Genomic DNA, 24,727 nt, shown 5'->3' with positions numbered 1-24,727 from the left:
ATCATTGTGCGTTATTTTTTGATGAGGAAGTCGAATTAAGAGATGTTTGGGATTGATGGACCAGAGTTTGTCGTAATCTTACTTGTTCTCATCATTGTTGTTGGACCGAAAGATTTACCTAAAATATTAAAGACAATAGCAAAGGTAAGAGCTCAGATGTGTTTAATGGCAAATGAACTTCGTCATCAGTTTGATGATGCAATAAAACAAATCGAGCTCGATGATTTGCAAAAAACATATTCGGATATTAGCGATACAAGCAAGAAGTTGACAGAGACTTTTGATCCCATTCAAAATACATTAGAAGATATCCACGATAATTTGGATGTTAAGGCAACACACCATAAATCAGAAAAAGGTAAAGAATTTTTGGAATGCGATCACAACGTAACCAATAAAGATATGACAGGATCTATAGCTTCTAAAGATAAAGAAGATGTGTCATGAATGTTAAGAAAGATGAAGTTGATGCCCATATGGCACCACTTTTAGAACATTTAATTGAACTTCGTCAGCGAATTATTGCTGCCCTAGTTGCATTTATGATCGCTTTTATGATGTGTTTTCTTGTTAAAGATTATATCTTAAATTTTTTACTATGGCCATATCAGTGGGCAATGAAAATAGCAGGGGGTAATCCTGAGGGTATTCGTTTGCAATCAACGCAAGTATGGGAAACTTTTTTAACGAAGATGAAGCTTTCTGCTTTTGGGGGAATTATTTTATCTTTTCCCTATACGGCTTTTCAGTTTTATAGTTTTATTGCACCAGGGCTTTATAAAAATGAGCGTATGGCTTTTTTACCATTTCTCATTGGGGGGCCTATTTTATTTTGTATTGGGGGAGCGTTTGTTTATGGTCTATTAGCGCCAATAATACTATGGTTTAGCCTTTCTCAACAATTTCTTCCAGATGTTCATTTAAAAATAGAGTTTATAGTGCGTATTTCTGATTATTTGGGCTTTATGACATCATTTATCCTAATTTTTGGTTTGATTTTTCAATTACCTCTTGTCATCAGTCTTTTAACAAAAGTTGGATTTTTAACGTCTCATGATTTGGCGTCTAAACGAAAATGGGCTATTTTACTTTCTTTTATCATTGCGGCAATCATAACGCCGTCGGATTTTTTTACGATGTTTGCAGTGGCTTTACCAACGATAGCACTTTACGAGATTTCAATTTTAATTGCTTACAGTATAGAAAAGAGAAGAAAATCCGCTTAAGAAAAGTGTATAATCTTATGCGATAAGAAATGAATAAAAACAATATAAATGAATAAAAAATATAAATGAGGAATTTTTATGCTTGATATTAAGTGGATTCGTGACAATCCTGAGAAATTAGATAAAGCACTCGTAAGTAGAGGTCTTGAGCCACAAGCTGAGAGGTTAATACAACTTGATCTTGCACGTCGGTCGCATATTGCTAAGGTGCAATTGGCGCAGGAACGTCGCAATGCGGTTTCAAAGGAAATAGGACAGGCTTTAGCGGTATCTGATCAGCAAAAGGCTGAAAGCTTTAGAGCTGAAGGTGAAGAGATTAAAATCTTTCTTTCCTCTGCAACAGCGGAAGAAAAACAGCTGACGGAGAGTCTTGAAAAAATTCTTTCAGCACTTCCAAATATTCCATTAGATGATGTTCCAGAAGGTAAAGATGAAAGTGATAATGTCGTCATTCGACATTTTGGTACACCTCCAACATTTAATTTTACACCAAAGGAACATTTTGATCTTGGTCAAGATCTCAAGCAGATGAATTTTGAACGAGCTAGTCGTTTGTCTGGAACACGTTTTACAATACTTTCAGGGGCGTTAGCACGGCTAGAACGAGCATTAGGCCAATTTATGCTTGATGTGCATGTCAATGAGCATGGTTATACAGAAGTCTCAATACCTTTTCTTGTTCGTGATGAGATTGTTTACGGAGCAGCACAATTGCCGAAATTTGCTGAAGACCTTTTTCGTACAACAGATGGTCGATGGCTTATTTCTACGGCAGAAGTGCCATTAACCAATTTGGTCAACGATGAAATTCTTGAAATATCAGATTTACCACTGCGATTTTCTTCTTTATCTCCCTGTTTTCGTTCAGAGGCGGGAGCAGCCGGTCGTGATACGCGCGGTATGTTGCGTCAGCATCAATTTTGGAAAGTTGAAATGGTCTCAATTACCAGTGAAGAGCAGTCTTTAATTGAATTAGAACGTATGACGGAATGTGCAGAAGATATATTAAAACGACTTGGTTTGCCTTTTCGCACAGTGGTTCTTTCTACGGGTGATATGGGGTTTGCAGCACGTAAAACCTATGACATCGAGGTTTGGCTTCCTGGTCAAGAATGTTATCGTGAAATTTCCAGCTGTTCAGTTTGTGGAGATTTTCAAGGTCGTCGTATGAATGCACGTTATCGTACAGAAGGCGATAAAAAATTACATTTTGTTCATAGCCTTAATGGTTCTGGTACAGCTGTTGGACGTTGTCTTATTGCCGTGCTTGAAAATTATCAACAGGCTGATGGATCAATTATTATTCCAGATGTTTTACAACCTTATATGGGAGGCATGCGTTGTATTACTGCTTAATTTTACGAAAGGAGAGACAATATGCGTTTATTGCCAAGAGGTGATAATATGCAAACGCAAGTTTTTGCCATTTTAAAAGAAGCAGTTTGTCAGTATAATAAAAGTGCACCTCCATTGGAGATTGAATGATACTATGGGGCAAAAGGGTATTTTACAATTTCGTGAGGAGTTAGCCGCTCTTGTACTGAAAATGCGTAGCAAAGGCATTGATGACGTGCGATTTTTTTCGGCATTAGAGAAAATTCCGCGTCAACAGTTTGTTTCTGCTCCTTGGTTTAATAGTGCTTATGATAATAAGGTTATTCCCCTTGAGTGTGGTGAATATATGGAACGTTTGGAAGAACAACTCTTAATTCTTTCGGCATTATCGTTGAAAAAAAGGCATCGCGTTTTAGAAATCGGTACAGGATCTGGTTTTTGTACTGCGCTTATGGCGTGTCTGAGTGACCGTGTGACAACGATTGATCGTTATAAAACGCTTGTTGATTTGGCGCGCCAAAAATTTCAAACTTTAGGAATTGAAAATATTATTATACGGCAGATTGATGGAAGTCATAGTGTGACAGGCTTGGGATCATTTGATCGCATTCTTATTTGGCCATCACGTTTTGATGAACCCAAGGAATTTTTAGAACTTTTAGCTGAAAACGGAATTCTCATTCAGGCGATAGGACCTGACGAAGGGGTACAAACGGTGACGCGCTATACAAAAATTGGTAGTCGATTTGAGTGTTTAGAACTGTTTCAAGTGCGTTACCAACCTTTTATTAAAGGCATTGCGGAGATACTTTAATTTTTGAAAGTTAAGAAAGTGCTGCAAATTGTCTACGTTAAATTCATTTTGATCTTATATAAAGATATTTATGAATAAAACATCTCATTTTAACTCTTCGGTAATTTAAAAAAGCTTTAATGGAGTGAGTTGATTATTGATGAGTGAGCAAAACGATGTGTTTAAAAGCTTTGGATAACATTTTCCAGCATAATTTTCAGAGAATAACTTTTTTAGCGGTGGTAACTATTGTTGCTGGTTGTAGTTCTGGTACACAGCGTTTTTCTAACATTGTCTCTCATCGTACGGTATCATCTCAATCAAATATATCGAGCACTATGTCTACAGATCCGCGAATGCTATCGTACGGTAGTGGTATGATACAAAGCACTGAATTGCCACCTGTGGAATCAAGCGATGATTCGTGGGGAGATGACAATTCTCCCTATAATTCTCCACATCAAGGTAGGATAACTTCTTCTGATGGTCGCGTTATGGGAGTCCCTCCACGTAATCTTGGAACACTTTCCCGTTCACAAATGGATAAATCTCCTATTTTTCGGCGGAACTCTTATATTGTCCAGAGTGGAGATACACTGCTCAGTATTTCACGACAAATAGGGGTTAGTGTTGAGGCATTAAAATTAGCAAATGGTATAAACAGCAATTCCATTTATATCGGTCAGGTACTTGTTGTTCCAAGCAGGCGTACATTAGCAGCTTCAAATGCACACAATAATAACGATTGGGCAGCGTCAACAACAGACTCTGCATTCCAATCTCAAGTGATGTCTTCTATAAAAAACAAGAAGTCCTCTCCTATATATAAAACTCCTGTAAAAACGCCACCTTCTGCAAAGATGAACAAATCAAGTTCTGAGAAAAATTTTTCTAAACAGATGACGCAATTGAATCATGAGACTGGTTTATCAAGTACTGTTACGAATACCGATAATATGACGACTCCGCAAGCCACAGGAATTTCTAAGATGCGTTGGCCAGTACGAGGGCGTTTATTAAGCCAGTTCGGTCAAAAAAAGGGAACAGTAATGAATCGAGGAATAGATATTGCAGTGCCGGAAGGATCTTCGGTAAAGGCGGCAGAAAATGGTGTTGTTATTTACGCGGGAGATGGATTAAAAGAGCTTGGTAATGTTGTGATGATTCGACATGAAAATAATATTATCACTATTTATGGATGTAACAGTAAACTTGTTGTTAACAAAGGACAAAGGATAAGACGCGGTGATGAGATTGCTAAATCTGGTGTTTCAGGAAATGTTAAAACGCCACGTGTCTATTTTGAGATGCGTAAGAATTCATTACCTGTTGATCCCCTTAAATATTTAGAAAACTAATTTATTGATGACTTTTAAATTTGAATAGTCTTACAGTTTATAGAAACTTCATGAAAAACAATTGATTTTCTTAAATCAATAACACTGCAGCAAAAAATCATTGGTTTAAGGAGAGCTGTTCGTTGGGGGCGTTAGATATTACCATCTTTGTGTTTATGAAAGTGTAAGACAATAGCATCATACTATTTGTCAGCTTTCAGTGTTCCAACTGCTCTTGCATTTGAGAGAAGCATGAAAAGAGATATTTCACGCCTTTCTTAAAAAGTTTTTATCTACAGGCTCATTTCATATGTGAGACGTGCAAGAAAATCGTTTTGATTAATTCAGAGGGTTTGAAATGAGAGTATTTTACTGTACTTAGATCTGTCATTCGATATCAAAAACGATAAATTATCTATATAAATTAAAGTTTTTTCATTAGAAAAATTATCTTGTATCATTTATTGAGTTAGTGAAAAGATTTATATTTTAGGATATATAATAGGGGAAAATGAATCTATTTTTAAAGATTTTTCTCATTGTATTTTGGTATTCTGTCTCTTAAGGATTTATTGTATTTTTGTAAAGCTGTGATTAGATTATGTAGTTATTGCTTTTTATGATAAATTCTTTAGAAATTTTTTCTGTATCGGAATTTCATTTTAATAGAGTGGGAAATACCTGAGGTTTAACTATAGGAGATGAAAATGTTTATTACGAACGCTTATGCTCAAGTTGCAGGCGATGTTTCCGGTGGAATTTCATTTGCTAGCGCTGTCCCTCTCATTTTAATTTTTGCAATTATGTATTTTTTTATCATTCGTCCACAGCGTGCCCAAATGAAAAAACGCCAAGAAATGCTTAATGCAGTACGTCGTGGTGATACAGTTATAACGGGTGGTGGTATTATCGGCAAAGTTACGAAGGTTCACGACGAGAGTGGTGAATTAGAGGTTGAAATTGGTGAGAGTATGAATATTCGTGTTATTCGCTCAACATTAGCTGATGTGCGCGTTAAAGGCGAGCCGATTGCAGAAAAAAAATCAAAGCTTAATGCTAAAACAAAAACACCACAAAAGTCTAAATCTAAAACGACAACGAAAGAAAATATGAGTGTCTCTAAAGAGAAAAAAGCTATATCAAAAGAAAATGCATCTTAAGGTGTAATGCCAGTTTATTACATTTTTTCAGCATTTTTATAAAAAGCTTGGCAAGATCAGGACAATTTCATTGGAAAAATAGCTTTTATAGTGGCTACAGAAAATGGAGTTTTTGTTTCCTTGAGATTATTAAAATAGTTGCTTTATTTATAGAATATTACGCAATTTTTTTCTGTTTTTTAAACAAGATCATTGTTTCTATAAAAAGAGACTTGCGAGTAAATAAGCTGAGAAAACTTTTTAAAAGATAGATTTATTTAAGCAGGTATAGCTTTTGATTGCGGTTTATTATCAAATTTTCATATACTTGTTGTATGAGAAGAGTAGGGTTTTATATAAAATTTCCACTTCAATACTAGGCTATGGTTAAGATATCAATGTTTGTATCAGCCTTCCTTTAATTTTATGGTGAGAAGTAGCAAAGACAATTGGATTATTCAAAAATAAAGGGTGCTTGTTCATGTTCGATGCAATTCAAATTCGTGAAGCACATTTTCCAAGTCGCGCACCTATTGATGCTTATGGAAATGGTGGATTTCGTTTTGCTGATATGTCTCATAGAGGTTCTATTATTTGTGTACCATCAGGTATTTATGGCATTGACATGGCAGGGCCTATTCCCACTCAAGAGGATATATCTCGTATTTTAGAAGAAGCTTCTGAAATCGAAGTTTTATTAATAGGTACTGGAATTGAATTATTGCGATTACCTGAAGAGTTACGGGTGCTTTTATGGGAAAAACGTATTTCCTCAGATACAATGAGTACGGGAGCGGCGGTGCGTACATTTAATGTTTTATTGGCTGAAGATCGCGCTGTTGCGGCATTATTATTTGCGGTAGAATAGAGTATTGTTTAATAAAACAAATGCTCTCGTCTAGTATGAAAGACTTGTGTGATTACTTTACTGCGCCGTAAAATACCGTCGTTTAAAGTGGTGATATAAGGGAATAAAATATACATAACTTAACACATTAAGTGTTTTTTTATACAGCAGCAAGTATTCAGGGTAGAGCTTGTTCGTAGTTCAATGAATCACATGAGTGGTCAACTCTTGGCACTTGAGACAGTTCATAAGAGGCATTTTTAATTCTTTCTTATACAATTTTTACCTACAAGCCAGCCCAGCTTGTGATGTGCAAGGGAATAGTTTTGATTGATTCAACATGGAATTGGTTTGAAATGCAAGCATTCTACGATATTTGAGATTCTAATTTAACATATAAAACAATGAATTATCATTATAAATAAATGCGTTGATAGTAATAGGAACTCACCGAGAGCAATTGGATTTTTTACAAATTGGTATTGGTAAGAATCTTTGTTCTTTAGTATGGGGAGGAGGTCAATGATTTGATGAAGTTTTTGTGATCAGGGCATTTTTATAAATAACATTGTCATCTATTCGGTGAAAAAGTGTTTTGCGTTTTTTGTTATTCTAAGTTTCACTATGCATGTTACGATTAGTTTTTAGCTTTTTTTTACTGCAAATGAAAACTTGAAGTCCGATAAGATAAGTTTTATCAGAAAAGTTATTTATTTAATTTTTTTCTTTCTAAAACGAAAAGTGACTAGAAAAGAAATTTTAATTCATAATACAGTTTAGAGACACATTTAAAAATCTTATTTTCTGAACTGTATTTGCTTATCCCTCATTTTTTAATATGAATAAAAAGAGGATATTAATTTCATTACTAAAAAAGGGACGTTAATAGGTTCAAATGATAGGCTCTCTTCCTTATTGTCTTGATATTTTACGTACCATAGATCGTGATCGCTATATATCGGTTTTATTTGCGCCTAAAAAAAAGCGCCAAGCATTGGCTGCTCTTTATGTATTTAATGCTGAAGTTTCTCGTATTCGCGAAAGTGTACATGATCCACTCATAGGAGAAATACGGTTACGTTGGTGGTATGATTCTATTGCTCATGGTGAAATGCAAACGAGTGGAAATAATCCGATTTTGAGTGATTTATTGAAAGCAATGACTCTTTTTAATTTACCTAAGACAGCTTTTTTACGTTATTGTAATGCACAAATTTTAGATCTTTATCACAATCCAATAGAAACGCTTCATGATCTAGAGCATTATTGTGGTGAGACAGCAAGCATAATTTTACAGCTTTCTTGTCAGATATTAGATCCTGATACTGCACAAGAGTTTACAGATATCTATGAACATGGAGGGATATCTCAAGGATTAAGCGGTGTATTGCGTCTTTTATCATTCATGCAATCACGATATCAATATTATTTACCTACTGATATATTAAAGGCTGTAGGAGTGAATAGGGAAGATTTGGAATCTCATCGTCTCAGTGATCAACAAAAGGATCGTATTGTTGAAGCTATGGTAGCATTATCGCGCGATCATTATACCAAATTTTACGAGTATTCTTGTGCTTTACCTAGAGTTCTTAAGCCAGCTTTTCTTCCATTGGTCATTGTCCCAGCTTCTCTTCAAAAAGCTATACAGCTGGGTGCTGCAATTTTTCAAGAGAGTGCAACGTTGCCATTAATATATCGCTATTGGTTGATAACAAGGGCAGCAATAAGCGGCAATTTTCCAAAGATATTGTAAAAGAATATTACCACGTTGGAATACGTAACATATAGACTGATTTTCTCATATGAAGATAAAAGGAGCTATGGTGTTTCCAAACCATTTTTTGTTATAAAAAATGTTGATGTTTTGGTTGCTATGAGCGCAAAAGAATAAGAAATTTTATGAGAGAAGTTGTCTTGGCAGTCTATGAGTTTATAAAAAACTCTTATTTTTGAGAAATCATAATTGATGACTGTTATGATTTATGAATATATTGATTTATAATGATAATTCGTTTTTTCTCATATTGAATGAGAGTCTTGAATAGAAAAAGATTTCTTCATTTTTATAATGAATTTTAAAAATAGTTTTTTGTATACTATAAGTTGGGTGTGTAAATGAAATCATTTAAAGAAAAAGCAATACGCTCCTTATGAATGAGTATTAAGAGTAGCAATATGATAAGCTATAAATGAATGACGATAGGGATGACATTTATAGCTTAATGGGTATAGCTTAGTGTGCGACAAATTTTACAACCTTTGGATGGATAATATTTTTTAATGCGTTGCAAAAACGACTCTACATTCCATTGACTATTTTCTCGCAAATCCATACATGCACTGATTTGCGAGAGAATTAGTCATTATACAAATGTTGATCCTAAGATATGCAAACAAGAGACCTATCTTACCTCTTCAACTATAGACGAAGAGCTGATGGAAACTTTATCAAATAAGTTCTTTAAATTATGCACGACCTTTTTATTGGAGAGCGTTAAAGATCTGATTATAATTTGTGCTATTAATTTCCAAAGGATGTTCTTTATTGGCAATTTGTAGCATTTCTAGCTTGAGATCTTCTCTTATCATCATATCTATATTGGCGCGGACCTCAGTTGAAAGAGTATGAGGCGTGATATCTTTAGGCATGGTGACAGTCTTTATTTGATAAATGATACGGTTTGTTGCAACTGGACCTTTTATGATGCCATAATGACCTTTGGGAGCAGAAAATAATGCTTTAATCCCTTCAACGCCAAGAGGGGCAGATGAGTCTCGACGCCGGAGGGCTGGTGTTGTTTGTTTTGTAACACCAAGGGTACGAGCAAGAGCAACAAGACTTTTTCCTTCCGTGAGCTGTTTGAGAGCATTTTGGGCTTTTTCATCAAGAAGACGTTGGATTTCCTCACTTTTCCATTGAGAAAGAACATCTAGCTTAGCCTCTTCAAGTGTTTTATCGCGGGCAGGAATAATTTTATCGACCTTATACCAGAGATATCCACCATTTTGAAAAGAGAGAGGATCAAGATCGACTCCTTCATTTGATTGATAGATGGCATTCAGTAAAATATCTTTTTGAGGTAAATCCGTGAGTGCTGCACCTTCAAGCGTTTTTCCCGTTTTATCAATGGTAATTGTGCGCAAAGATAATTTGTATTGGTCAGCTAGCTCTTTGAGAGAAGCACCCTCAAAACGAGCATTTTCAATGGCTACATAATTGTTACGGATATCATCAGTAGCACGATTTTTGGCAAGTGTTTGGCGAATATTTTCTTCGACCTTTTCAAAAGGAAGAGAGCTTGAGGGTTCAATATGCGTGACGCGAATGATAATAGGTCCCTGTAAGTCATTTATCACAGTACTGACTTGGCCTTGTTGAAGTTCAAAAATTTCAGAGGCTAGATGACTAGGAAGTTCATTTTCTGCGAGAGGACCTTTTTTTATGTCATTAAGAGTCTTGTTTTCAGCTTTTACCAGTTCATCAAAACTCAATCCATCAGCTATTTTTTTTGCTGCATTATCGGCTTCTTCACGTGAGGGGAATTGCAGTTCCTCGAATGTACGCTTTTCAGGCGTTACAAAACGTGAAGCATTTTGTGTATAATAGGCTTTTGCCTCATCTGTTGAGATATCTTTAGGTTTTACAAAATCATTAAGTTCCATAGATAGCAAAGAGACAGTGCGGTATTCTGGAGCACGAAATTGACTTTGATGTGTTTTAAACCATTTTTGTAGTGTTTCGTCATCAGGATCAGCAATTGTTTCCTTTTCTTTTAGATCAATAACGAGATAATCAGCAATACGCATTTCTCCTTGATAAAGAGCAAGTGCTTTATAAAAGAGATTTGGTGCTTTCATATCAGAGAGTAAAGCTGAAATAAGTTGGTTACGCTTTTCTTGTTTGGTGTAATAATTAAGAAAAGCACTTTCACTAATACGTAAATGCTGAAGATAGTTATAAAACAAATTTTTATCAAAAGTGCCATTTACTTGGAACATCTTATCAGAACCAATCGTATGAGCTATCGTATCTTTTGAAAGACTTATTTTCATTTTACGTACTTGTTCATCAAGCAATACATTTTGTTGTAATTGATTAAATACAAAAGCAGGAATTTGGTATTGCTGCATTTCATTTGCTGTAAACATTCGTCCAAGATGAGCAGCATATGCTAAACGAGCGCTTTGATCGGCAAGTGCAAGACGATAATCATCGACAGTTACTGTGGACTTTCCAGAAGTAATAAGATCTCTTTCACTTTTTTTGTGTAATTGCGGTATTCCCCATAGAAGAATGAAGCATAAGAGTAAAATAGCAAGGAAAATTCTAGAAATCCAAGAATTTGTAGCATTTCTTATGATGTCAAGCATTGTTCAAGTCCATTTTTAATGTGAATTATTATCAAAGCTAATGGAATTTGCAATAAAGAGATGAAAGATGCAAGCTTTAAAGACTTGCTTTCATGTTATAATTTGGTAACTACAGATAAACAATGTATTGTAAGAGCTCTTGAGGTGAAAATATGTCTCCAAATACTCGGCCTTTTCTTGCTGGAAATTGGAAAATGAATGGAACGAGTGAATCGCTTGGAGAGTTGCGTGCTATTGCTACAGGCGTTAGCTCTGATCTCAATCATCTTTTTGAGGCGCTTATTTGCGTCCCAGCAACGCTTTTATCTCGTGCTTCTGATATGCTGGATGGGGAAAATCTCCTTTTGGGAGGACAAAATTGTCATTTTGATGATCATGGTCCCTATACTGGAGATATTTCAGCTTTTATGCTTAAAGAAGCAGGAGCAAGTCATGTCATTATTGGGCATTCAGAACGTCGTACAGTGTATCAGGAAAATGATGCGATTGTCTGTGCCAAAGTGCAAGCTGCGTGGCGAGCAGGTCTTGTGGCCCTTGTGTGTATTGGTGAAACATTGGAGGAGCGTAATGATAATAAAGTGCTGGATATTCTCACGCAGCAGCTTGAAGAATCTTTACCAGATGATGCAACAGCAGAGAATACCATTATCGCTTATGAACCTGTTTGGGCGATAGGCACCGGCAATACAGCGACTCCAGAAGATATTGCAAAAGTACATCATTTCATTCGTGATAAGGTGCGTTCTCGTTTTAGTGATGAAGGCAATAAGATACGTCTGCTTTATGGTGGGTCCGTAAAGCCATCCAATGCATTTGAGCTTTTAAGCATTCCTCATGTTAATGGTGCTTTGATAGGTGGAGCAAGCTTAAAAGCGATTGATTTTTTAACTATTTGCGATGTTTGTCGTAAACTATAGTAGAGAAATTTGAGTTTCCCCTTGGATTGTGTATTATTTATGTGTAAATAGCTATGAAAGAGTTATTTGAAGAGCAGGGTTTATGCAAACAGTACTTATAATTATTCATTTGTTGATTGTGATTACTTTGGTTGGTGTTATATTAATCCAACCTTCAGAAGGTGGTGGGCTAGGTGTGAGTAATAGCTCAGGGTTGATGAAAACTCGTGGATCTCGAAACCCTTTAACACGTTTGACTGCTATTTTAGCCTGTTGTTTTTTTGTTGTGTCTATTGGGCTTACCGTGGTGGGTAATATATCAAATTCTAGTTCTGATATTTTAAAGCGTATACCGGTTAATTCAGAGCAGAATTCTACCAATAAAGCCTCAGAATCAGTCCCATCATCAGATGGTGAGTCTTCCCCTTCTATTCTTGAACAGCTAGGAGGCAATTCGAATTCTCCGCAGGAACAGAAACAGTCCACAAATCCTGAAGCAGAAAGCCCAGTTCCACGGGTTCTTGAAAACACAGTTCCGGATAACAGTACGAAATAGTTTTTTAAGAAAATATAGACTTTTTAAAAGGTGATTTTTTCACCTTTTTTATTTTAGAAGAAAAATTGTTTCTTTTTGCATTTTTTGCTGGAAAAATCATTATAAATTGCTTATCACCATAAGCCCATGGCACGTTATGTTTTTATTACTGGTGGTGTGGTTTCTTCCCTTGGAAAAGGCATCGCAGCGGCGGCGTTAGCAGCGTTATTACAGGCTCGTGGCTACCGTGTACGTCTTCGCAAACTTGATCCTTATTTAAATGTTGATCCAGGTACGATGTCACCTTATCAACATGGTGAAGTATTTGTGACCGATGATGGTGCAGAAACGGATCTTGACCTTGGTCATTATGAGCGTTTTACTGGGCGGTCTGCAAATAGCCAAGATAATATCACAACAGGGCGTATTTATCGCAATATCATTGAACGAGAGCGGCGTGGTGATTATTTGGGGGCAACAGTTCAAGTTATTCCTCATGTTACGGATGAAATTAAGAGATTCATTACGATGGGAAATGAAGAGTTTGATTTTGTTTTGTGTGAGATAGGGGGAACGGTTGGTGATATTGAAGCAATGCCTTTTCTAGAAGCGATTCGTCAGCTTCGCAATGAGCTACCAAGACAAAGTGTCGTTTATGTCCATCTCACATTAATGCCTTATATACCTTCGGCAGGTGAATTAAAAACGAAACCAACACAACATTCTGTCAAAGAATTGCAAGCAATTGGTATTTCTCCTGATATTTTGCTTGTACGTGCAGATCGATCTATTCCAGAAACAGAACGGTGCAAATTATCACTTTTTTGTAATGTTCGCTCCAATGCAGTCATTCAGGCATTAGATATGCCAACAATTTATGATGTTCCTATGGCATATCATAAGGAGGGTTTGGACTCTGAAGTTCTTTGCGCTTTTGGAATCGATTCGGCACCTTCCCCTCAGATGGATCGTTGGGAAGATATTACGCATCGTATTCATCATCCTGAAGGAGAAGTTACGATTGCTGTTGTAGGAAAATATACGGGTTTAAAGGATGCTTATAAATCTCTTATTGAAGCGATTGCGCATGGTGGTTTAGCGAATAAAGTAAAAGTTAATATTGAGTGGATTGATTCGGAACTTTTTGAAAAAGAAGATTCTGTTTCAGCTTTACAAAAAGCCCATGGAATTTTGGTTCCAGGTGCTTTTGGGGCACGAGGGGCAGAAGGAAAGATTCGAGCAATTCAATTTGCACGAGAGCGTAAAGTTCCATTTTTAGGGATTTGTTTTGGGATGCAATTAGCTTGTATAGAGGCTGCGCGCAATATTGCACAGATTAAGAATGCTTCATCAAGTGAGTTTTGCGAAACAGAAAATCCAATTGTAGGTTTAATGACAGAATGGCTTAAAGGAGACGTTCTTGAAAAACGTACAAGAAATGGTGATCTCGGCGGATCAATGCGTCTTGGTGCTTTTGCTGCTGAATTAAAAGAAGAGAGTCATATTGCTCAAATTTATGGGATGACCAAGATTGTCGAGCGACATCGTCATCGGTATGAGGTCAATATTGATTATAAGGATAAGTTAGAACAGTGTGGTTTGATTTTTTCTGGGATGTCTCCTGATGGTATTTTACCAGAAACTATAGAATATGCAGATCATCCATGGTTTATTGGTGTTCAATATCATCCAGAATTAAAATCCCGTCCTTTTGATCCACATCCGCTTTTTTCTTCTTTTATTGAAGCCGCTGTAGAACAAAGTCGATTGGTTTAATGCATAAATTGGGTTACTTTGCTTTTGAGGGATAAAATGACTAAACCAAATGCCCGTGTGAAAGTTGGAAATATTATTTTTTCAAATGAAATGCCTCTTTCATTAATTGCAGGGCCGTGTCAGATGGAAAGTCGCGATCATGCTTTTGAAATGGCTGGTCGTATTAAAACAATTACCGATCAGCTTGGTATCGGGTTTGTTTATAAATCGAGTTACGATAAAGCTAACCGAACTTCTTTAGGGGCGACACGTGGTATTGGTCTTGAAAAAGCAATGGCTGTTTTTTCTGATTTAAAAAAGGAGTTTGATTGTCCCATATTAACTGATGTGCATACAGAAGAGCAATGTACAATTGTTTCTTCTACGGTTGATATTTTACAAATACCGGCTTTTTTATGTCGTCAAACAGATCTTTTGGTAGCAGCCGCCAAAACAGACTGTGTTATTAACATTAAAAAAGGTCAGTTTTTAGCGCCGTGGGACATGGAGAATGTTTTAAAAAAGGTTGTTTACAGTGGTAATCCGAATGTTATGCTTTGTGAGCGAGGCACATCATTTGGTTACAACCGACTTATTTCTGATATGCGTTCATTGCCTATTTTACGTTCATTTGGTGCACCTGTTATTTTTGATGCAACGCATTCTGTTCAAGAACCTGGGGGACAGGGTGCTTCATCTGGTGGACAGCGCCAATTTGTTGAAGTTTTAGCACGTGCGGCTGTTTCTGTTGGGGTAGCAGGTATTTTTTTAGAAACGCATCAAGATCCAGATAATGCACCTTCTGATGGACCCAACATGGTTAAACTTGATAATTTAAAAAGATTGCTTGAGACTTTAATGGAGTTTGATTATCTGTCAAAGAAGTTGAATTAAGAAGAGAAAAAATATTTTATTAATAGGGCATTAGAAATGAATCGAGACTTTTATTGGATAAGGAAACACATATGACTATAATTGTCGATATCATTGGACGTGAGGTTCTTGATAGCCGTGGTAATCCAACGGTAGAAGTTGATGTTCATTTGGAGAATGGAGCTTTTGGTCGTGCTCTGGTTCCATCGGGAGCTTCAACAGGAGCACACGAGGCTATAGAGCTTCGTGATGGTGGTTTGCGCTATCAAGGGAAAGGTGTTGAAAAAGCGATTGCTGCAGTTAATGGCGAAATTCTTGAAGAACTTGGTGGGCGGGATGCAACAAATCAAATCGCTATCGATCAAGCAATGATTGCTTTGGATGGAACGCCAAACAAAGCCCGTCTTGGTGCCAATGCACTTCTTGGTGTTTCATTAGCTGTTGCGAAAGCAGCTGCGGATTCATTAAATTTACCTTTGTATCGTTATATTGGTGGTACACAAGCGCATATTCTTCCAACCCCTATGATGAATATTATTAATGGTGGCGTTCATGCTGATAATTTGATTGATTTTCAGGAGTTTATGATTATTCCTATAGGAGCCCCTACTGTAAGAGAAGCTATCCGTTATGGCGCTGAAATTTTCCATGCGTTGAAAAAGCGTTTAAAAGATGCGGGTTATAATACCAATGTTGGTGATGAAGGTGGTTTTGCACCTCAATTTAAAAGTGCTGATCAAGCAATTGATTTTATTATGGAATCTATTACAACATGTGGCTACAAACCAGGGGAACAAATTGCCATTGGTTTAGACTGTGCTTCAACCGAATTTTATAAAAATGGTTCGTATTTTTATAAAGGTGAGGGGAAATGCCGTGACATCCAAGAGCAGGTAGATTATTTAGCGCAGCTTGTGAAAAATTATCCTATTATTACAATTGAAGATGGAATGGCTGAGGATGATTGGGAAGGTTGGAAGTTACTCACTGACACAATTGGAGAAAAATGTCAGCTTGTTGGCGATGATTTGTTTGTAACGAATTCAGCACGTTTGCGTGATGGCATCAAAATGGGGGTAGGCAATTCTATTCTCATAAAAGTTAATCAAATTGGTACATTGAGTGAAACACTTGATGCTGTAGAAGTAGCACATAAAGCAGGTTATCGTGCCATTATATCTCATCGTTCAGGCGAAACAGAGGATTCTTTTATTGCAGATCTTGCTGTTGCAACGAATTGTGGACAAATTAAAACAGGTTCTCTTGCACGTTCGGATAGATTAGCAAAATACAATCAACTTATTCGTATTGAAGAAATGCTAGGGGCCCAAGCGCGTTATGCTGGTGATTTATATCGTGTATAGTTGTGAGCACAAAATATGAAAGTATAAGATCATTTAGACTATGAAATTGAGATTTCTTATCAAAGGCATATACGCAATAATTTTTAAGTGTTTAAATTTATAGGGATTAAGATGAGAGGTATAATTATTAGTCAAGATCAAGGAACTTATCTCGTTTCGGGTGATGATGGTAAACGTTATCAGTTTGCGACTTGGGATTGGATGGGAAAGAATCCGCCAAGGATCGGTTATACTGTTGATTTTGTCTGTGAGGGGGGTGTTGTCAGTTCTGTTTTTCCATTGTTGAGACCAGGTACAGAGAATTCAAAGATAATGTTCGCACTCCTTTGTTGGTGTTCAGGTATCTTTGGTGTTCATCGCTTTATGGTTGGTAAAGTTCGGACTGGTGCTTTAATGCTGATTCTATCGTTATCATTGTTTGGATTGATAATTACCGGTATTTGGGCAATTGTTGATTTTATACTCATTCTTGGTGGAAGATTTACGGATAAAGACGGGAATCAGATTACAGATTTTTAAAAATTTATAATAAAAAGAAAATAATTAAGTTTACTTTTTATTTTGATCAATATAGTAAGCTGCATAATGCAAGATTGTTGTACTCTATTTCTTTAATGTGAGATATTAAGAGAAATATGCACAGTTGAATAAAAGTATTGAAAAAGGCTGTGCTATTTTATGTGGGTAAAACAACGGCGTAAATCCACTAAGGTGTGTTTTGTATTGCTGCTTATAGCAGCAGAAAACATTAGCTCATTGGGGGGATCAAAACTATTTTAATTTCACGTTTATCACGGCTGCTACAAATTTTATTTACACCGTGAGGTTAATCAGCATATTATAAAAAGAAATAATCTCTTTATGAATAACACATGAGGAGAAGCTTTATAGGTGGTCGAGGATGAAAGGTAAGATTATTGGTCAGGATCAAGGAGATTATTTTGTTTCTGGGGCTGATGGTAAGCGTTATCAATTTACGAGTTGGGATTGGTTAGGAAAAAAACCACCAAAAGTGGGTGATACCGTTGATTTTGTATATGAAGATAATGTTGTTAAATCTGTTCTCCCTCTTTTGAGTAAATCGCAGTCAGAAAAATCAAGATTGGCGATAGCACTTGTTTGTTGGTTTTTTGGATGGTTGGGAATTCATCGCTTTATGGCTGGTAAAGTTGGAACGGGCATTGCAATGCTTCTTATAACGATAACAGGTATAGGGCTGTTAGTTACTATACCGTGGTCGTTTATCGATTTTATAGTTATTTTATCCGGATATTTTAGGGATGAAAATGGGGATAAAATTATAAATTGGTAGAAATTTTAGAATAATATAAAATGTAAAGAACTAAGAATTTTCTTTACTTTTAATGTTGTCAATATATTAATTTAATAATGTAAATTATTTTAGTCTATGTCTTTAAATGTGAAATATTAAAGAAAATTATGAATATTTAAATAAAACTATTGAAAAAGACTGTACTATTTCATATGAAAAAAGCAAAGGTGCAAATCGAACAGCGTGCTTTGTATTACCACTTGTAATTGCGGGAATTTTAAGTTGTTGGGGGATTTTTAGCTTTTTAAATTGTCATATATCACGGTGAATACAGACTGTATTCATGCTGTGAGGTTTATTCAACATATTATCATATTAGAAGAAAAGCTTCTTTATGAATAACAATTTTATAGGTGGTGAAGATGAAAGGTAAGATTATTGGTCATGATCAAGGAGATTATTTCATTTCAGGGGCTGATGGTAAGCGCTATCAGTTTGCGAATTGGGATTGGTCAGGAAAAACGCCGCCGAAAGTTGGTGACGTCGTTGATTTTGTGTGTGAAGGGGATACCATTAAATCTATTTTCCCTATCTTGACTGAAGGTCAGTCACAGCAATCAAAAGTGACGTTAGCGGTCGTTTGTTTTTTTCTAGGTGGACTAGGAATTCATCGTTTTATGGTTGGTAAAGTTGGAACGGGCATTGCAATGCTTCTTATAAATATAATAAGTGTAATACTTATAATAAGTGTAATATTTATGCCGGTAGGGCTTATAGGAGTTTTTTTGATAATTACACCTTGGGTATTGATTGATTTTATAGTCATTTTAACAGGAAATTTTAAAGACAAAGATGGGTGTAAAATCACAAGTTAGTGGGATATCCAATATTTGTAATACAAAAAGTGGGGCATTCAGCTTACTTTGATTGTATTTAAGGGGGGGGATAAATTGGTGATAACAAATTGTTTGAGTGTATAGATTTGGTAATGAGGTATTAATCAAAATCGTGCATAGTTGGGCAAAATATTAAAAAATTTGTGCTGTAAAGACTGTGCTATTTTATGTGGACAAAGCAGAAACGTCGATCAATCAAAGTGCGCTTTGTACTACCTCTTATGACGGTGGGAGTCTTAAGCTATTTCAGTTATCACATTTATCATGGTGAGTATGGATTGTATTCACGCAGTGAAGTTAATCAGCATATTAGCGAATTAGAAAAGGAGCTTCATAAAATAGAAGCTGAGCGGATATTCATGGAAAAGCGTATTTCTCTTTTACGCAATGGACATATAGAAAAAGATATGCTGGATGAGTATGTCCGAAAGAATTTGAACTTTTCTAAGCCAAATGAACTGACAATCTTAATACCTTGAAATGATACCAAAGGTAAATGAAAAATCGCTTAATTTAAACAACAATCAGCAATGATATTGTTTAAGCCGATTGATAAGGCTTGTAACTTTTGTTCGTAAAGGTTATTCCTAAATAATCATAAAAGGGAGTTTAATATGGCAGAACGACTTAAAAAAAATTCTGCGTCGGTGGCGCGCACTGCATTATCAAGCACCACAAAGAAAGCACCAATAGCAGACTTTACAAAAGAAGAAGAAATTGATGCTTATCGTGAAATGCTTTTAATTCGCCGTTTTGAAGAAAAAGCAGGACAACTTTATGGTATGGGGCTTATTGGGGGATTTTGTCACCTTTATATTGGTCAGGAAGCCGTTGTTATAGGAACATTGAAAGCGGCAAAAGAAGGTGATCAGGTTATTACGTCTTACCGTGATCATGGTCATATGTTAGCCGTTGGGATGAGCCCACGTGGTGTCATGGCAGAATTAACGGGACGTCAAGGTGGCTTTTCCAAAGGGAAAGGTGGCTCGATGCATATGTTCTCTAAAGAAAAGAACTTTTATGGAGGACATGGTATTGTTGGTGCGCAGGTTCCAATTGGTTCAGGTTTGGCATTTTCGAATCAGTACCTTGGTAAAGATAATGTGACATTGGTTTATTTTGGTGATGGTGCCGCAAATCAGGGGCAGGTTTACGAAAGTTTTAATATGGCTTCACTTTGGAAGCTTCCTGTTGTTTATATTATTGAAAATAATCAGTATGCTATGGGAACGTCAGTTTCACGTGCATCTGCAGAAACTGATTTTTCCCGACGTGGTCTTTCTTTTGAAATTCCAGGTATTGTTGTTGACGGTATGGATGTTCGATCAGTAAAAGGAGCTGCTGATGAAGCGATTTCTTGGGCACGCTCAGGTAAAGGACCGATCATTCTTGATATGCAGACCTATCGCTATCGTGGTCATTCCATGTCTGATCCAGCAAAATATCGTTCAAAGGAAGAAGTCCAAAAAATAAAAGAGGAACACGATCCGATTGATCAAGTAAAAAGTCGGATTCTTAAGAAAAATTGGGCGAACGAAGATGATTTAAAGTCTATTGAGAAAGAGGTTCGTGCAATTGTTGCTGATGCGGCAGATTTTGCACAAAGTGATCAAGAGCCAGATGCTTCTGAGCTCTATACTGATATTTTAGTTTGATGCGAGGGAAGCAAGTATGTCTATTGATATTTTGATGCCGGCGCTTTCACCAACTATGGAAGAAGGTAAACTGTCTAAATGGCTCAAGAGAGAAGGTGATAAGGTTAGCTCTGGCGATGTTATTGCTGAAATTGAAACGGATAAGGCTACAATGGAAGTAGAGGCCGTTGATGAAGGTACTCTTGGTAAAATTTTTGTGCCTGAAGGTTCTGAAGGTGTAAAGGTTAACACTGTTATTGCGATTTTGTTAGAAGAAGGTGAGCGTGCTGAGGATATTTCGCAACCTACGGACACAGCACAAAAAACTAAGGGATCTCCTCTTTCTCTGCCTTCCTCAGTTCCGCAGGTTCCTACTTTTGATACGTCTCCTGATTTTGATATTCCAGCGGGAACACAAATGGTTACAATGACAGTTCGTGAAGCGCTTAATCAGGCTTTGGCTGAAGAAATGCGGCGTGATGAAAAGGTTTTTCTCATGGGGGAAGAAGTCGCGCAATATCAAGGTGCCTATAAGGTTAGTCAGGGTTTATTGGAAGAATTTGGAGAGCGCCGAGTTATTGATACCCCAATTACAGAGCACGGCTTTGCTGGGTTGGCTGTTGGGGCTGCTTTTGGAGGGTTACGTCCCATTGTTGAGTTTATGACCTTTAATTTTGCGATGCAGGCGATGGATCAAATTATTAACTCAGCAGCAAAAACACGTTATATGTCTGGTGGACAAATGACCGCTCCTATGGTTTTCCGAGGTCCCAATGGTGCGGCTGCCCGTGTTGGTGCTCAACATTCTCAATGTTATGCTGCATGGTATAGTCATGTACCAGGTCTGAAAGTTGTCATGCCTTATAGTGCTGCAGATGCAAAAGGTTTGCTGAAAGCTGCTATTCGTGATGATAATCCTGTTATTTTTCTTGAAAATGAGATTTTGTATGGGCATCAATTTGATGTCCCTCAACTGGATGATTTTGTTTTGCCTATTGGTAAGGCGCGCATTCATAAGTCTGGACAAGATGTGACGATTGTCACGTGTGGAATTGGGATGCATTATGCCGTTCAAGCGTTGCCGGAAATTGAACAACTTGGTATCGATGTTGAATTGATTGATTTACGAACCATTCGCCCGATGGATCTTCCAACAATTCTTTCTTCAGTTAAAAAAACAGGTCGTTTGGTAACGATTGAAGAGGGATTTCCTCAGTCATCCGTGGGAACTGAAATAGCAACGCGTGTTATGCAGCAGGCTTTTGATTATCTTGATGCGCCAATTGCTACGATTTCTGGCAAAGATGTTCCGATGCCTTATGCTGCTAATCTTGAGAAGTTGGCTTTGCCTAATACTGCTGAGATTATTGAGGCCGTTAAGGCTGTGACATACAGAGCATAACGGAGGAAAGCATAATGCCCATTAAAATTACAATGCCAGCACTTTCCCCTACGATGGAAGAGGGAAATTTAACAAAATGGAATATTAAGGAGGGAGATAAGGTCTCTTCTGGTGATGTTATTGCTGAAATTGAGACGGATAAAGCGACAATGGAAGTCGAAGCCGTTGATGAAGGTAGGGTTGCCAAAATTGTTGTTCCTGCTGGAACACAAGGCGTTAAAGTAAATGCTTTAATTGTTGTTTTAGCAGAAGAAGGTGAAGATTTAGCTGAAGCTGCAAAAGTTTCAGAAGAAATCTCTTCTTCTACAAGACAAGAACCAGAGGGCGTAAAACAGACAGATACTCTGAAACAGACGGACTCAAAGGGTACAAAAATGTCTCATGAATCATCAGCTCAGCAATTAATACAGCAAGATAAAAAGGAAACGCGTCTTTTTGCCTCTCCCTTAGCGCGGCGATTAGCATCTCAGGAAGGCCTTGATTTATCCCTTATTTCTGGAAGTGGTCCGCATGGGCGTATTATCAAGCGCGATGTAGAAAAAGCTGTGAGTAGTGATATGTCTAAAGTGTCATATTCATCACAAATAGGGGAGCTAGTAGCTACAGGTGCTTCTGACAAACAGATACTGAAACTCTTTAAAGAGGATGAATACACCTTCGCACCCCATAATAATATGCGTAAAACAATCGCAACACGTTTGATGGAATCAAAACAGAGAGTTCCACATTTCTATGTAACGGTAGATTGTGAACTTGATGCGCTATTAGCACTGCGTACACAACTGAATGCTGCTGCACCAATGATTAAGGGGCAGGAAGAAACTCAGCCTACTTATAAGCTTTCTGTTAATGATATGGTGATCAAAGCTGTCGCACTTTCTTTGAAAGCTGTTCCTGATGCGAATGTCTCTTGGCTTGAAGGCGGAATGCTTCATCATAAACATTGTGATGTTGGGGTTGCTGTTTCTATTCCCAATGGATTAATTACGCCGATTATTCGCCATGCAGAGGAAAAGCCGTTATCACTTATTTCCAAAGAGATGAAGGATTTTGCAAAGCGTGCGCGTGAGGGCAAGTTAAAAATGGAAGAATATCAGGGTGGAACAACAGCTGTATCAAATATGGGGATGTATGGTATAAAAAGTTTTTCGGCTATCCTTAATCCACCGCATGCGACGATTTTTGCGATTGGTGCAGGGGAGCAACGTGCCGTTGTTAAAAATGGTGCATTAGTTGTTGCGACAGTTATGTCAGTTACAATTTCTGCGGATCATCGTGCTGTCGATGGCGCTTTAGCAGCAGAGCTCGCGCGGGCTTTTAAGAAGATGATTGAAAATCCATTAGCAATGTTGGTTTGAACTGTTTAACAGTTATTCACGTAAATTGTGAGAGAGTGTGTTAAGAGAATAAAAACAAATTTAAGAGTTTGAAGAGCAATGTTATTGCTATTTCTGGTTTGGGTAAAGCATTTACGTGGAGCTTAAAGAAAAAGACATAAGATAATTCTGTGATGTTGTTTTGCAGTCTTAAGTTCAAAAAATGCATATCCATTTTATATATATCCATGGAGGAATTACTGTGGCAAATCTTTATGATGTAATTGTGATTGGATCAGGTCCAGGCGGATATGTAACCGCAATTCGTGCAGCACAATGTGGCTTTAAGACTGCGATTGTTGAACGTGAACATTTGGGAGGGATCTGTTTAAATTGGGGATGTATTCCAACAAAGGCCCTTCTACGTTCAGCGGAAATGAAACATTTTGCTGAGCATGCAAAAAAATATGGACTAAAAATTAATGGTTCAATTGAGGCAAACATCAAAGATGTTGTAGCACGTTCACGCGGTGTTTCAGCACGTTTAAATGCTGGCGTTGATTTTTTAATGAAAAAAAACAAAATTGATATTATCTGGGGTGAAGCAAAGCTTACCAAAGAAGCGAAGGGAAGCCATCCTGCGGAAATTATGGTTTCTTCATCCTCCAAACCGATTATGCAACCGCAAAATCCAGTCCCTAAAAGGACGTTAGGGGAGGGAACTTATCAAGCAAAGTATATCATTATTGCAACGGGCGCACGTCCTCGTGTCCTTCCTGGTATTGAGCCAGATGGAAAACTCATTTGGACTTATTTTGAAGCTATGATACCGCCAGCAATGCCAAAATCGCTTTTGGTTATAGGGTCTGGGGCTATTGGCATTGAATTTGCCTCTTTTTATCGTGATATGGGAGCTGAGGTAACTGTTGTTGAAATGATGCCCCACATCATGCCTGCTGAAGATATTGAAATTTCAACGTTTGCTTGTAAACAGTTAGAGAAAAAAGGTTTACGCATTCTTCGTCAAGCAAAAGTAACAAAGGTTGAAAAATCTTCTGATTCTGTGACTGTAGATATTGATGTTCAAGGTAAAATAGAGTCAATGACTGTTGATCGGTTGATTTCGGCTGTTGGGGTGCAAGGTAACATTGAGAATCTTGGTTTAGAAGCTTTGGGAATAAAAACCGATCGCGGGTGCATTGTAACCGATGAATGGAGTTGGACGGGGGTGGAAGGCATTTATGCTATTGGTGATGTAGCAGGTCCTCCTATGTTGGCACATAAAGCAGAAGAAGAAGGTGTGATATGTATTGAGCATCTTGCAGGTTTAAAGAATGCTCATCCGCTTGATAAAAGAAAAATTCCAGGGTGTACATATTGTACACCACAGGTTGCCTCTGTAGGGCTTTCAGAAGCTACAGCAAAAGAAGCAGGTTATGATATACGTATTGGTCGTTATTCTTTTGCTGCGAATGGCAAGGCGATTGCTTTGGGTGAAGATCAGGGGTTAGTAAAAACGATTTTTGATAAAAAAACAGGACAGCTTCTTGGGGCCCATATGGTAGGGGCTGAGGTAACAGAATTGATACAGGGTTTTGTTATTGCCATGAATCTTGAAACAACAGAAGAAGAATTAATGCATACTGTCTTTCCACATCCGACTTTATCGGAAATGATGAAAGAAAGTGTATTGGATGCTTATGGTCAAGTTTTAAACGCTTGATGACTGGAT

The 24,727-nt window shown here is 37.2% G+C and carries 22 protein-coding genes; 21 read left to right on the top strand and 1 reads right to left on the bottom strand.

All coding sequences use genetic code 11. The annotated features are described in order from the left end of the window. Positions 1–42: 42 nt before the first annotated feature. From tatB to ACFIJQ_RS04145, 8 genes are all read left to right on the top strand, one after another. Entirely contained in the window at positions 43–447 is a 405-nt protein-coding gene (gene tatB, locus ACFIJQ_RS04180) for a Sec-independent protein translocase protein TatB (protein ID WP_273788359.1), read from the top strand. Beyond that, positions 444–1,226 carry a twin-arginine translocase subunit TatC gene (gene tatC, locus ACFIJQ_RS04175; RefSeq protein ID WP_273788358.1) on the top strand — a complete coding sequence of 261 codons (783 nt, stop codon included), beginning with the start codon at positions 444–446 and terminating at the stop codon, positions 1,224–1,226. Before tatB ends, tatC begins: the two co-directional genes overlap by 4 nt. 78 nt (positions 1,227–1,304) lie before the next feature. Then, positions 1,305–2,582, top strand: coding sequence for a serine--tRNA ligase (gene serS / locus ACFIJQ_RS04170; RefSeq protein WP_273788357.1), 1,278 nt, complete (start codon positions 1,305–1,307; stop codon positions 2,580–2,582). Between the two features lie 133 nt (positions 2,583–2,715). After that, the gene (locus tag ACFIJQ_RS04165; protein ID WP_012754986.1) at positions 2,716–3,375 is read left to right on the top strand and encodes a protein-L-isoaspartate(D-aspartate) O-methyltransferase; all 660 of its coding nucleotides are present in this window, start codon (positions 2,716–2,718) and stop codon (positions 3,373–3,375) included. 155 nt (positions 3,376–3,530) lie between these two features. Continuing rightward, positions 3,531–4,712, top strand: a complete 1,182-nt coding sequence (locus ACFIJQ_RS04160; RefSeq protein WP_273788356.1) for a M23 family metallopeptidase — start codon at positions 3,531–3,533, stop codon at positions 4,710–4,712. A 686-nt stretch (positions 4,713–5,398) separates the two neighbouring features. Beyond that, positions 5,399–5,851, top strand: coding sequence for a preprotein translocase subunit YajC (yajC, locus tag ACFIJQ_RS04155; RefSeq protein ID WP_208438545.1), 453 nt, complete (start codon positions 5,399–5,401; stop codon positions 5,849–5,851). 460 nt (positions 5,852–6,311) lie between these two features. Continuing rightward, positions 6,312–6,698 (top strand): Mth938-like domain-containing protein, encoded by a 387-nt coding sequence (locus ACFIJQ_RS04150; protein WP_273723333.1) that lies wholly within the window; start codon positions 6,312–6,314, stop codon positions 6,696–6,698. 874 nt (positions 6,699–7,572) lie between these two features. Beyond that, on the top strand, positions 7,573–8,433 hold the full coding sequence (locus ACFIJQ_RS04145) for a phytoene/squalene synthase family protein (RefSeq protein WP_273788355.1): 861 nt from the start codon (positions 7,573–7,575) through the stop codon (positions 8,431–8,433). 728 nt (positions 8,434–9,161) lie between these two features. On the opposite strand, the gene ACFIJQ_RS04140 is transcribed toward ACFIJQ_RS04145, so the two are convergent. After that, the gene (locus ACFIJQ_RS04140) at positions 9,162–11,051 is read right to left on the bottom strand and encodes a peptidyl-prolyl cis-trans isomerase (RefSeq protein ID WP_375628676.1); all 1,890 of its coding nucleotides are present in this window, start codon (positions 11,049–11,051) and stop codon (positions 9,162–9,164) included. Between the two features lie 152 nt (positions 11,052–11,203). On the opposite strand from ACFIJQ_RS04140, the gene tpiA reads away from it, so the two are divergent. The 13 genes from tpiA (at position 11,204) to lpdA (ending at position 24,718) form a co-directional block, all read left to right on the top strand. Continuing rightward, positions 11,204–11,968, top strand: coding sequence for a triose-phosphate isomerase (gene tpiA, locus ACFIJQ_RS04135; RefSeq protein ID WP_273788353.1), 765 nt, complete (start codon positions 11,204–11,206; stop codon positions 11,966–11,968). 82 nt (positions 11,969–12,050) lie between these two features. Beyond that, positions 12,051–12,503: a preprotein translocase subunit SecG gene (secG, locus tag ACFIJQ_RS04130; protein WP_375628674.1), complete on the top strand. Its 453-nt coding sequence runs from the start codon at positions 12,051–12,053 to the stop codon at positions 12,501–12,503. Between the two features lie 126 nt (positions 12,504–12,629). Then, positions 12,630–14,258: a CTP synthase gene (locus ACFIJQ_RS04125; RefSeq protein WP_026500351.1), complete on the top strand. Its 1,629-nt coding sequence runs from the start codon at positions 12,630–12,632 to the stop codon at positions 14,256–14,258. A gap of 36 nt (positions 14,259–14,294) precedes the next feature. Continuing rightward, the gene (kdsA, locus tag ACFIJQ_RS04120) at positions 14,295–15,131 is read left to right on the top strand and encodes a 3-deoxy-8-phosphooctulonate synthase (protein ID WP_273788351.1); all 837 of its coding nucleotides are present in this window, start codon (positions 14,295–14,297) and stop codon (positions 15,129–15,131) included. Positions 15,132–15,202: 71 nt separating this feature from the next. Next, a complete protein-coding gene (gene eno / locus ACFIJQ_RS04115; protein WP_273788350.1) occupies positions 15,203–16,474 on the top strand; it encodes a phosphopyruvate hydratase in 1,272 nt (423 codons plus the stop codon). A gap of 111 nt (positions 16,475–16,585) precedes the next feature. Then, positions 16,586–16,993 carry a TM2 domain-containing protein gene (locus tag ACFIJQ_RS04110; RefSeq protein WP_273788349.1) on the top strand — a complete coding sequence of 136 codons (408 nt, stop codon included), beginning with the start codon at positions 16,586–16,588 and terminating at the stop codon, positions 16,991–16,993. Positions 16,994–17,375: 382 nt separating this feature from the next. Then, positions 17,376–17,786 carry a TM2 domain-containing protein gene (locus ACFIJQ_RS04105; RefSeq protein ID WP_273788348.1) on the top strand — a complete coding sequence of 137 codons (411 nt, stop codon included), beginning with the start codon at positions 17,376–17,378 and terminating at the stop codon, positions 17,784–17,786. A 383-nt stretch (positions 17,787–18,169) separates the two neighbouring features. Next, on the top strand, positions 18,170–18,622 hold the full coding sequence (locus ACFIJQ_RS04100; RefSeq protein WP_375628670.1) for a TM2 domain-containing protein: 453 nt from the start codon (positions 18,170–18,172) through the stop codon (positions 18,620–18,622). A gap of 188 nt (positions 18,623–18,810) precedes the next feature. Next, positions 18,811–19,122 carry a septum formation initiator family protein gene (locus ACFIJQ_RS04095; protein ID WP_012754998.1) on the top strand — a complete coding sequence of 104 codons (312 nt, stop codon included), beginning with the start codon at positions 18,811–18,813 and terminating at the stop codon, positions 19,120–19,122. A 135-nt stretch (positions 19,123–19,257) separates the two neighbouring features. Then, positions 19,258–20,298 carry a pyruvate dehydrogenase (acetyl-transferring) E1 component subunit alpha gene (gene pdhA / locus ACFIJQ_RS04090; RefSeq protein WP_273788346.1) on the top strand — a complete coding sequence of 347 codons (1,041 nt, stop codon included), beginning with the start codon at positions 19,258–19,260 and terminating at the stop codon, positions 20,296–20,298. Positions 20,299–20,314: 16 nt separating this feature from the next. Continuing rightward, positions 20,315–21,679, top strand: a complete 1,365-nt coding sequence (locus ACFIJQ_RS04085; protein ID WP_273788345.1) for a pyruvate dehydrogenase complex E1 component subunit beta — start codon at positions 20,315–20,317, stop codon at positions 21,677–21,679. A gap of 14 nt (positions 21,680–21,693) precedes the next feature. Beyond that, on the top strand, positions 21,694–23,037 hold the full coding sequence (locus tag ACFIJQ_RS04080) for a pyruvate dehydrogenase complex dihydrolipoamide acetyltransferase (RefSeq protein ID WP_375628667.1): 1,344 nt from the start codon (positions 21,694–21,696) through the stop codon (positions 23,035–23,037). Positions 23,038–23,257: 220 nt separating this feature from the next. Next, positions 23,258–24,718, top strand: a complete 1,461-nt coding sequence (gene lpdA, locus ACFIJQ_RS04075; protein WP_375628665.1) for a dihydrolipoyl dehydrogenase — start codon at positions 23,258–23,260, stop codon at positions 24,716–24,718. Positions 24,719–24,727: the final 9 nt, after the last annotated feature.

It is taken from the genome of Bartonella sp. TT67HLJMS, from assembly GCF_042193375.1.
GTDB lineage: Bacteria > Pseudomonadota > Alphaproteobacteria > Rhizobiales > Rhizobiaceae > Bartonella > Bartonella grahamii.
The sequence above is the reverse complement of the archived record's forward strand: the minus strand, read 5'-3'. Positions and strand labels throughout refer to the sequence as shown.

Coding starts and splice junctions, on each gene's coding strand:
- tatB (WP_273788359.1), top strand. CDS start 43: ATGTTTGGGATTGATGGACCAGAGTTTGTCGTAATCTTACTTGTTCTC.
- tatC (WP_273788358.1), top strand. CDS start 444: ATGAATGTTAAGAAAGATGAAGTTGATGCCCATATGGCACCACTTTTA.
- serS (WP_273788357.1), top strand. CDS start 1,305: ATGCTTGATATTAAGTGGATTCGTGACAATCCTGAGAAATTAGATAAA.
- ACFIJQ_RS04165 (WP_012754986.1), top strand. CDS start 2,716: ATGGGGCAAAAGGGTATTTTACAATTTCGTGAGGAGTTAGCCGCTCTT.
- ACFIJQ_RS04160 (WP_273788356.1), top strand. CDS start 3,531: ATGTGTTTAAAAGCTTTGGATAACATTTTCCAGCATAATTTTCAGAGA.
- yajC (WP_208438545.1), top strand. CDS start 5,399: ATGTTTATTACGAACGCTTATGCTCAAGTTGCAGGCGATGTTTCCGGT.
- ACFIJQ_RS04150 (WP_273723333.1), top strand. CDS start 6,312: ATGTTCGATGCAATTCAAATTCGTGAAGCACATTTTCCAAGTCGCGCA.
- ACFIJQ_RS04145 (WP_273788355.1), top strand. CDS start 7,573: ATGATAGGCTCTCTTCCTTATTGTCTTGATATTTTACGTACCATAGAT.
- ACFIJQ_RS04140 (WP_375628676.1), bottom strand. CDS start 11,051: ATGCTTGACATCATAAGAAATGCTACAAATTCTTGGATTTCTAGAATT.
- tpiA (WP_273788353.1), top strand. CDS start 11,204: ATGTCTCCAAATACTCGGCCTTTTCTTGCTGGAAATTGGAAAATGAAT.
- secG (WP_375628674.1), top strand. CDS start 12,051: ATGCAAACAGTACTTATAATTATTCATTTGTTGATTGTGATTACTTTG.
- ACFIJQ_RS04125 (WP_026500351.1), top strand. CDS start 12,630: ATGGCACGTTATGTTTTTATTACTGGTGGTGTGGTTTCTTCCCTTGGA.
- kdsA (WP_273788351.1), top strand. CDS start 14,295: ATGACTAAACCAAATGCCCGTGTGAAAGTTGGAAATATTATTTTTTCA.
- eno (WP_273788350.1), top strand. CDS start 15,203: ATGACTATAATTGTCGATATCATTGGACGTGAGGTTCTTGATAGCCGT.
- ACFIJQ_RS04110 (WP_273788349.1), top strand. CDS start 16,586: ATGAGAGGTATAATTATTAGTCAAGATCAAGGAACTTATCTCGTTTCG.
- ACFIJQ_RS04105 (WP_273788348.1), top strand. CDS start 17,376: ATGAAAGGTAAGATTATTGGTCAGGATCAAGGAGATTATTTTGTTTCT.
- ACFIJQ_RS04100 (WP_375628670.1), top strand. CDS start 18,170: ATGAAAGGTAAGATTATTGGTCATGATCAAGGAGATTATTTCATTTCA.
- ACFIJQ_RS04095 (WP_012754998.1), top strand. CDS start 18,811: ATGTGGACAAAGCAGAAACGTCGATCAATCAAAGTGCGCTTTGTACTA.
- pdhA (WP_273788346.1), top strand. CDS start 19,258: ATGGCAGAACGACTTAAAAAAAATTCTGCGTCGGTGGCGCGCACTGCA.
- ACFIJQ_RS04085 (WP_273788345.1), top strand. CDS start 20,315: ATGTCTATTGATATTTTGATGCCGGCGCTTTCACCAACTATGGAAGAA.
- ACFIJQ_RS04080 (WP_375628667.1), top strand. CDS start 21,694: ATGCCCATTAAAATTACAATGCCAGCACTTTCCCCTACGATGGAAGAG.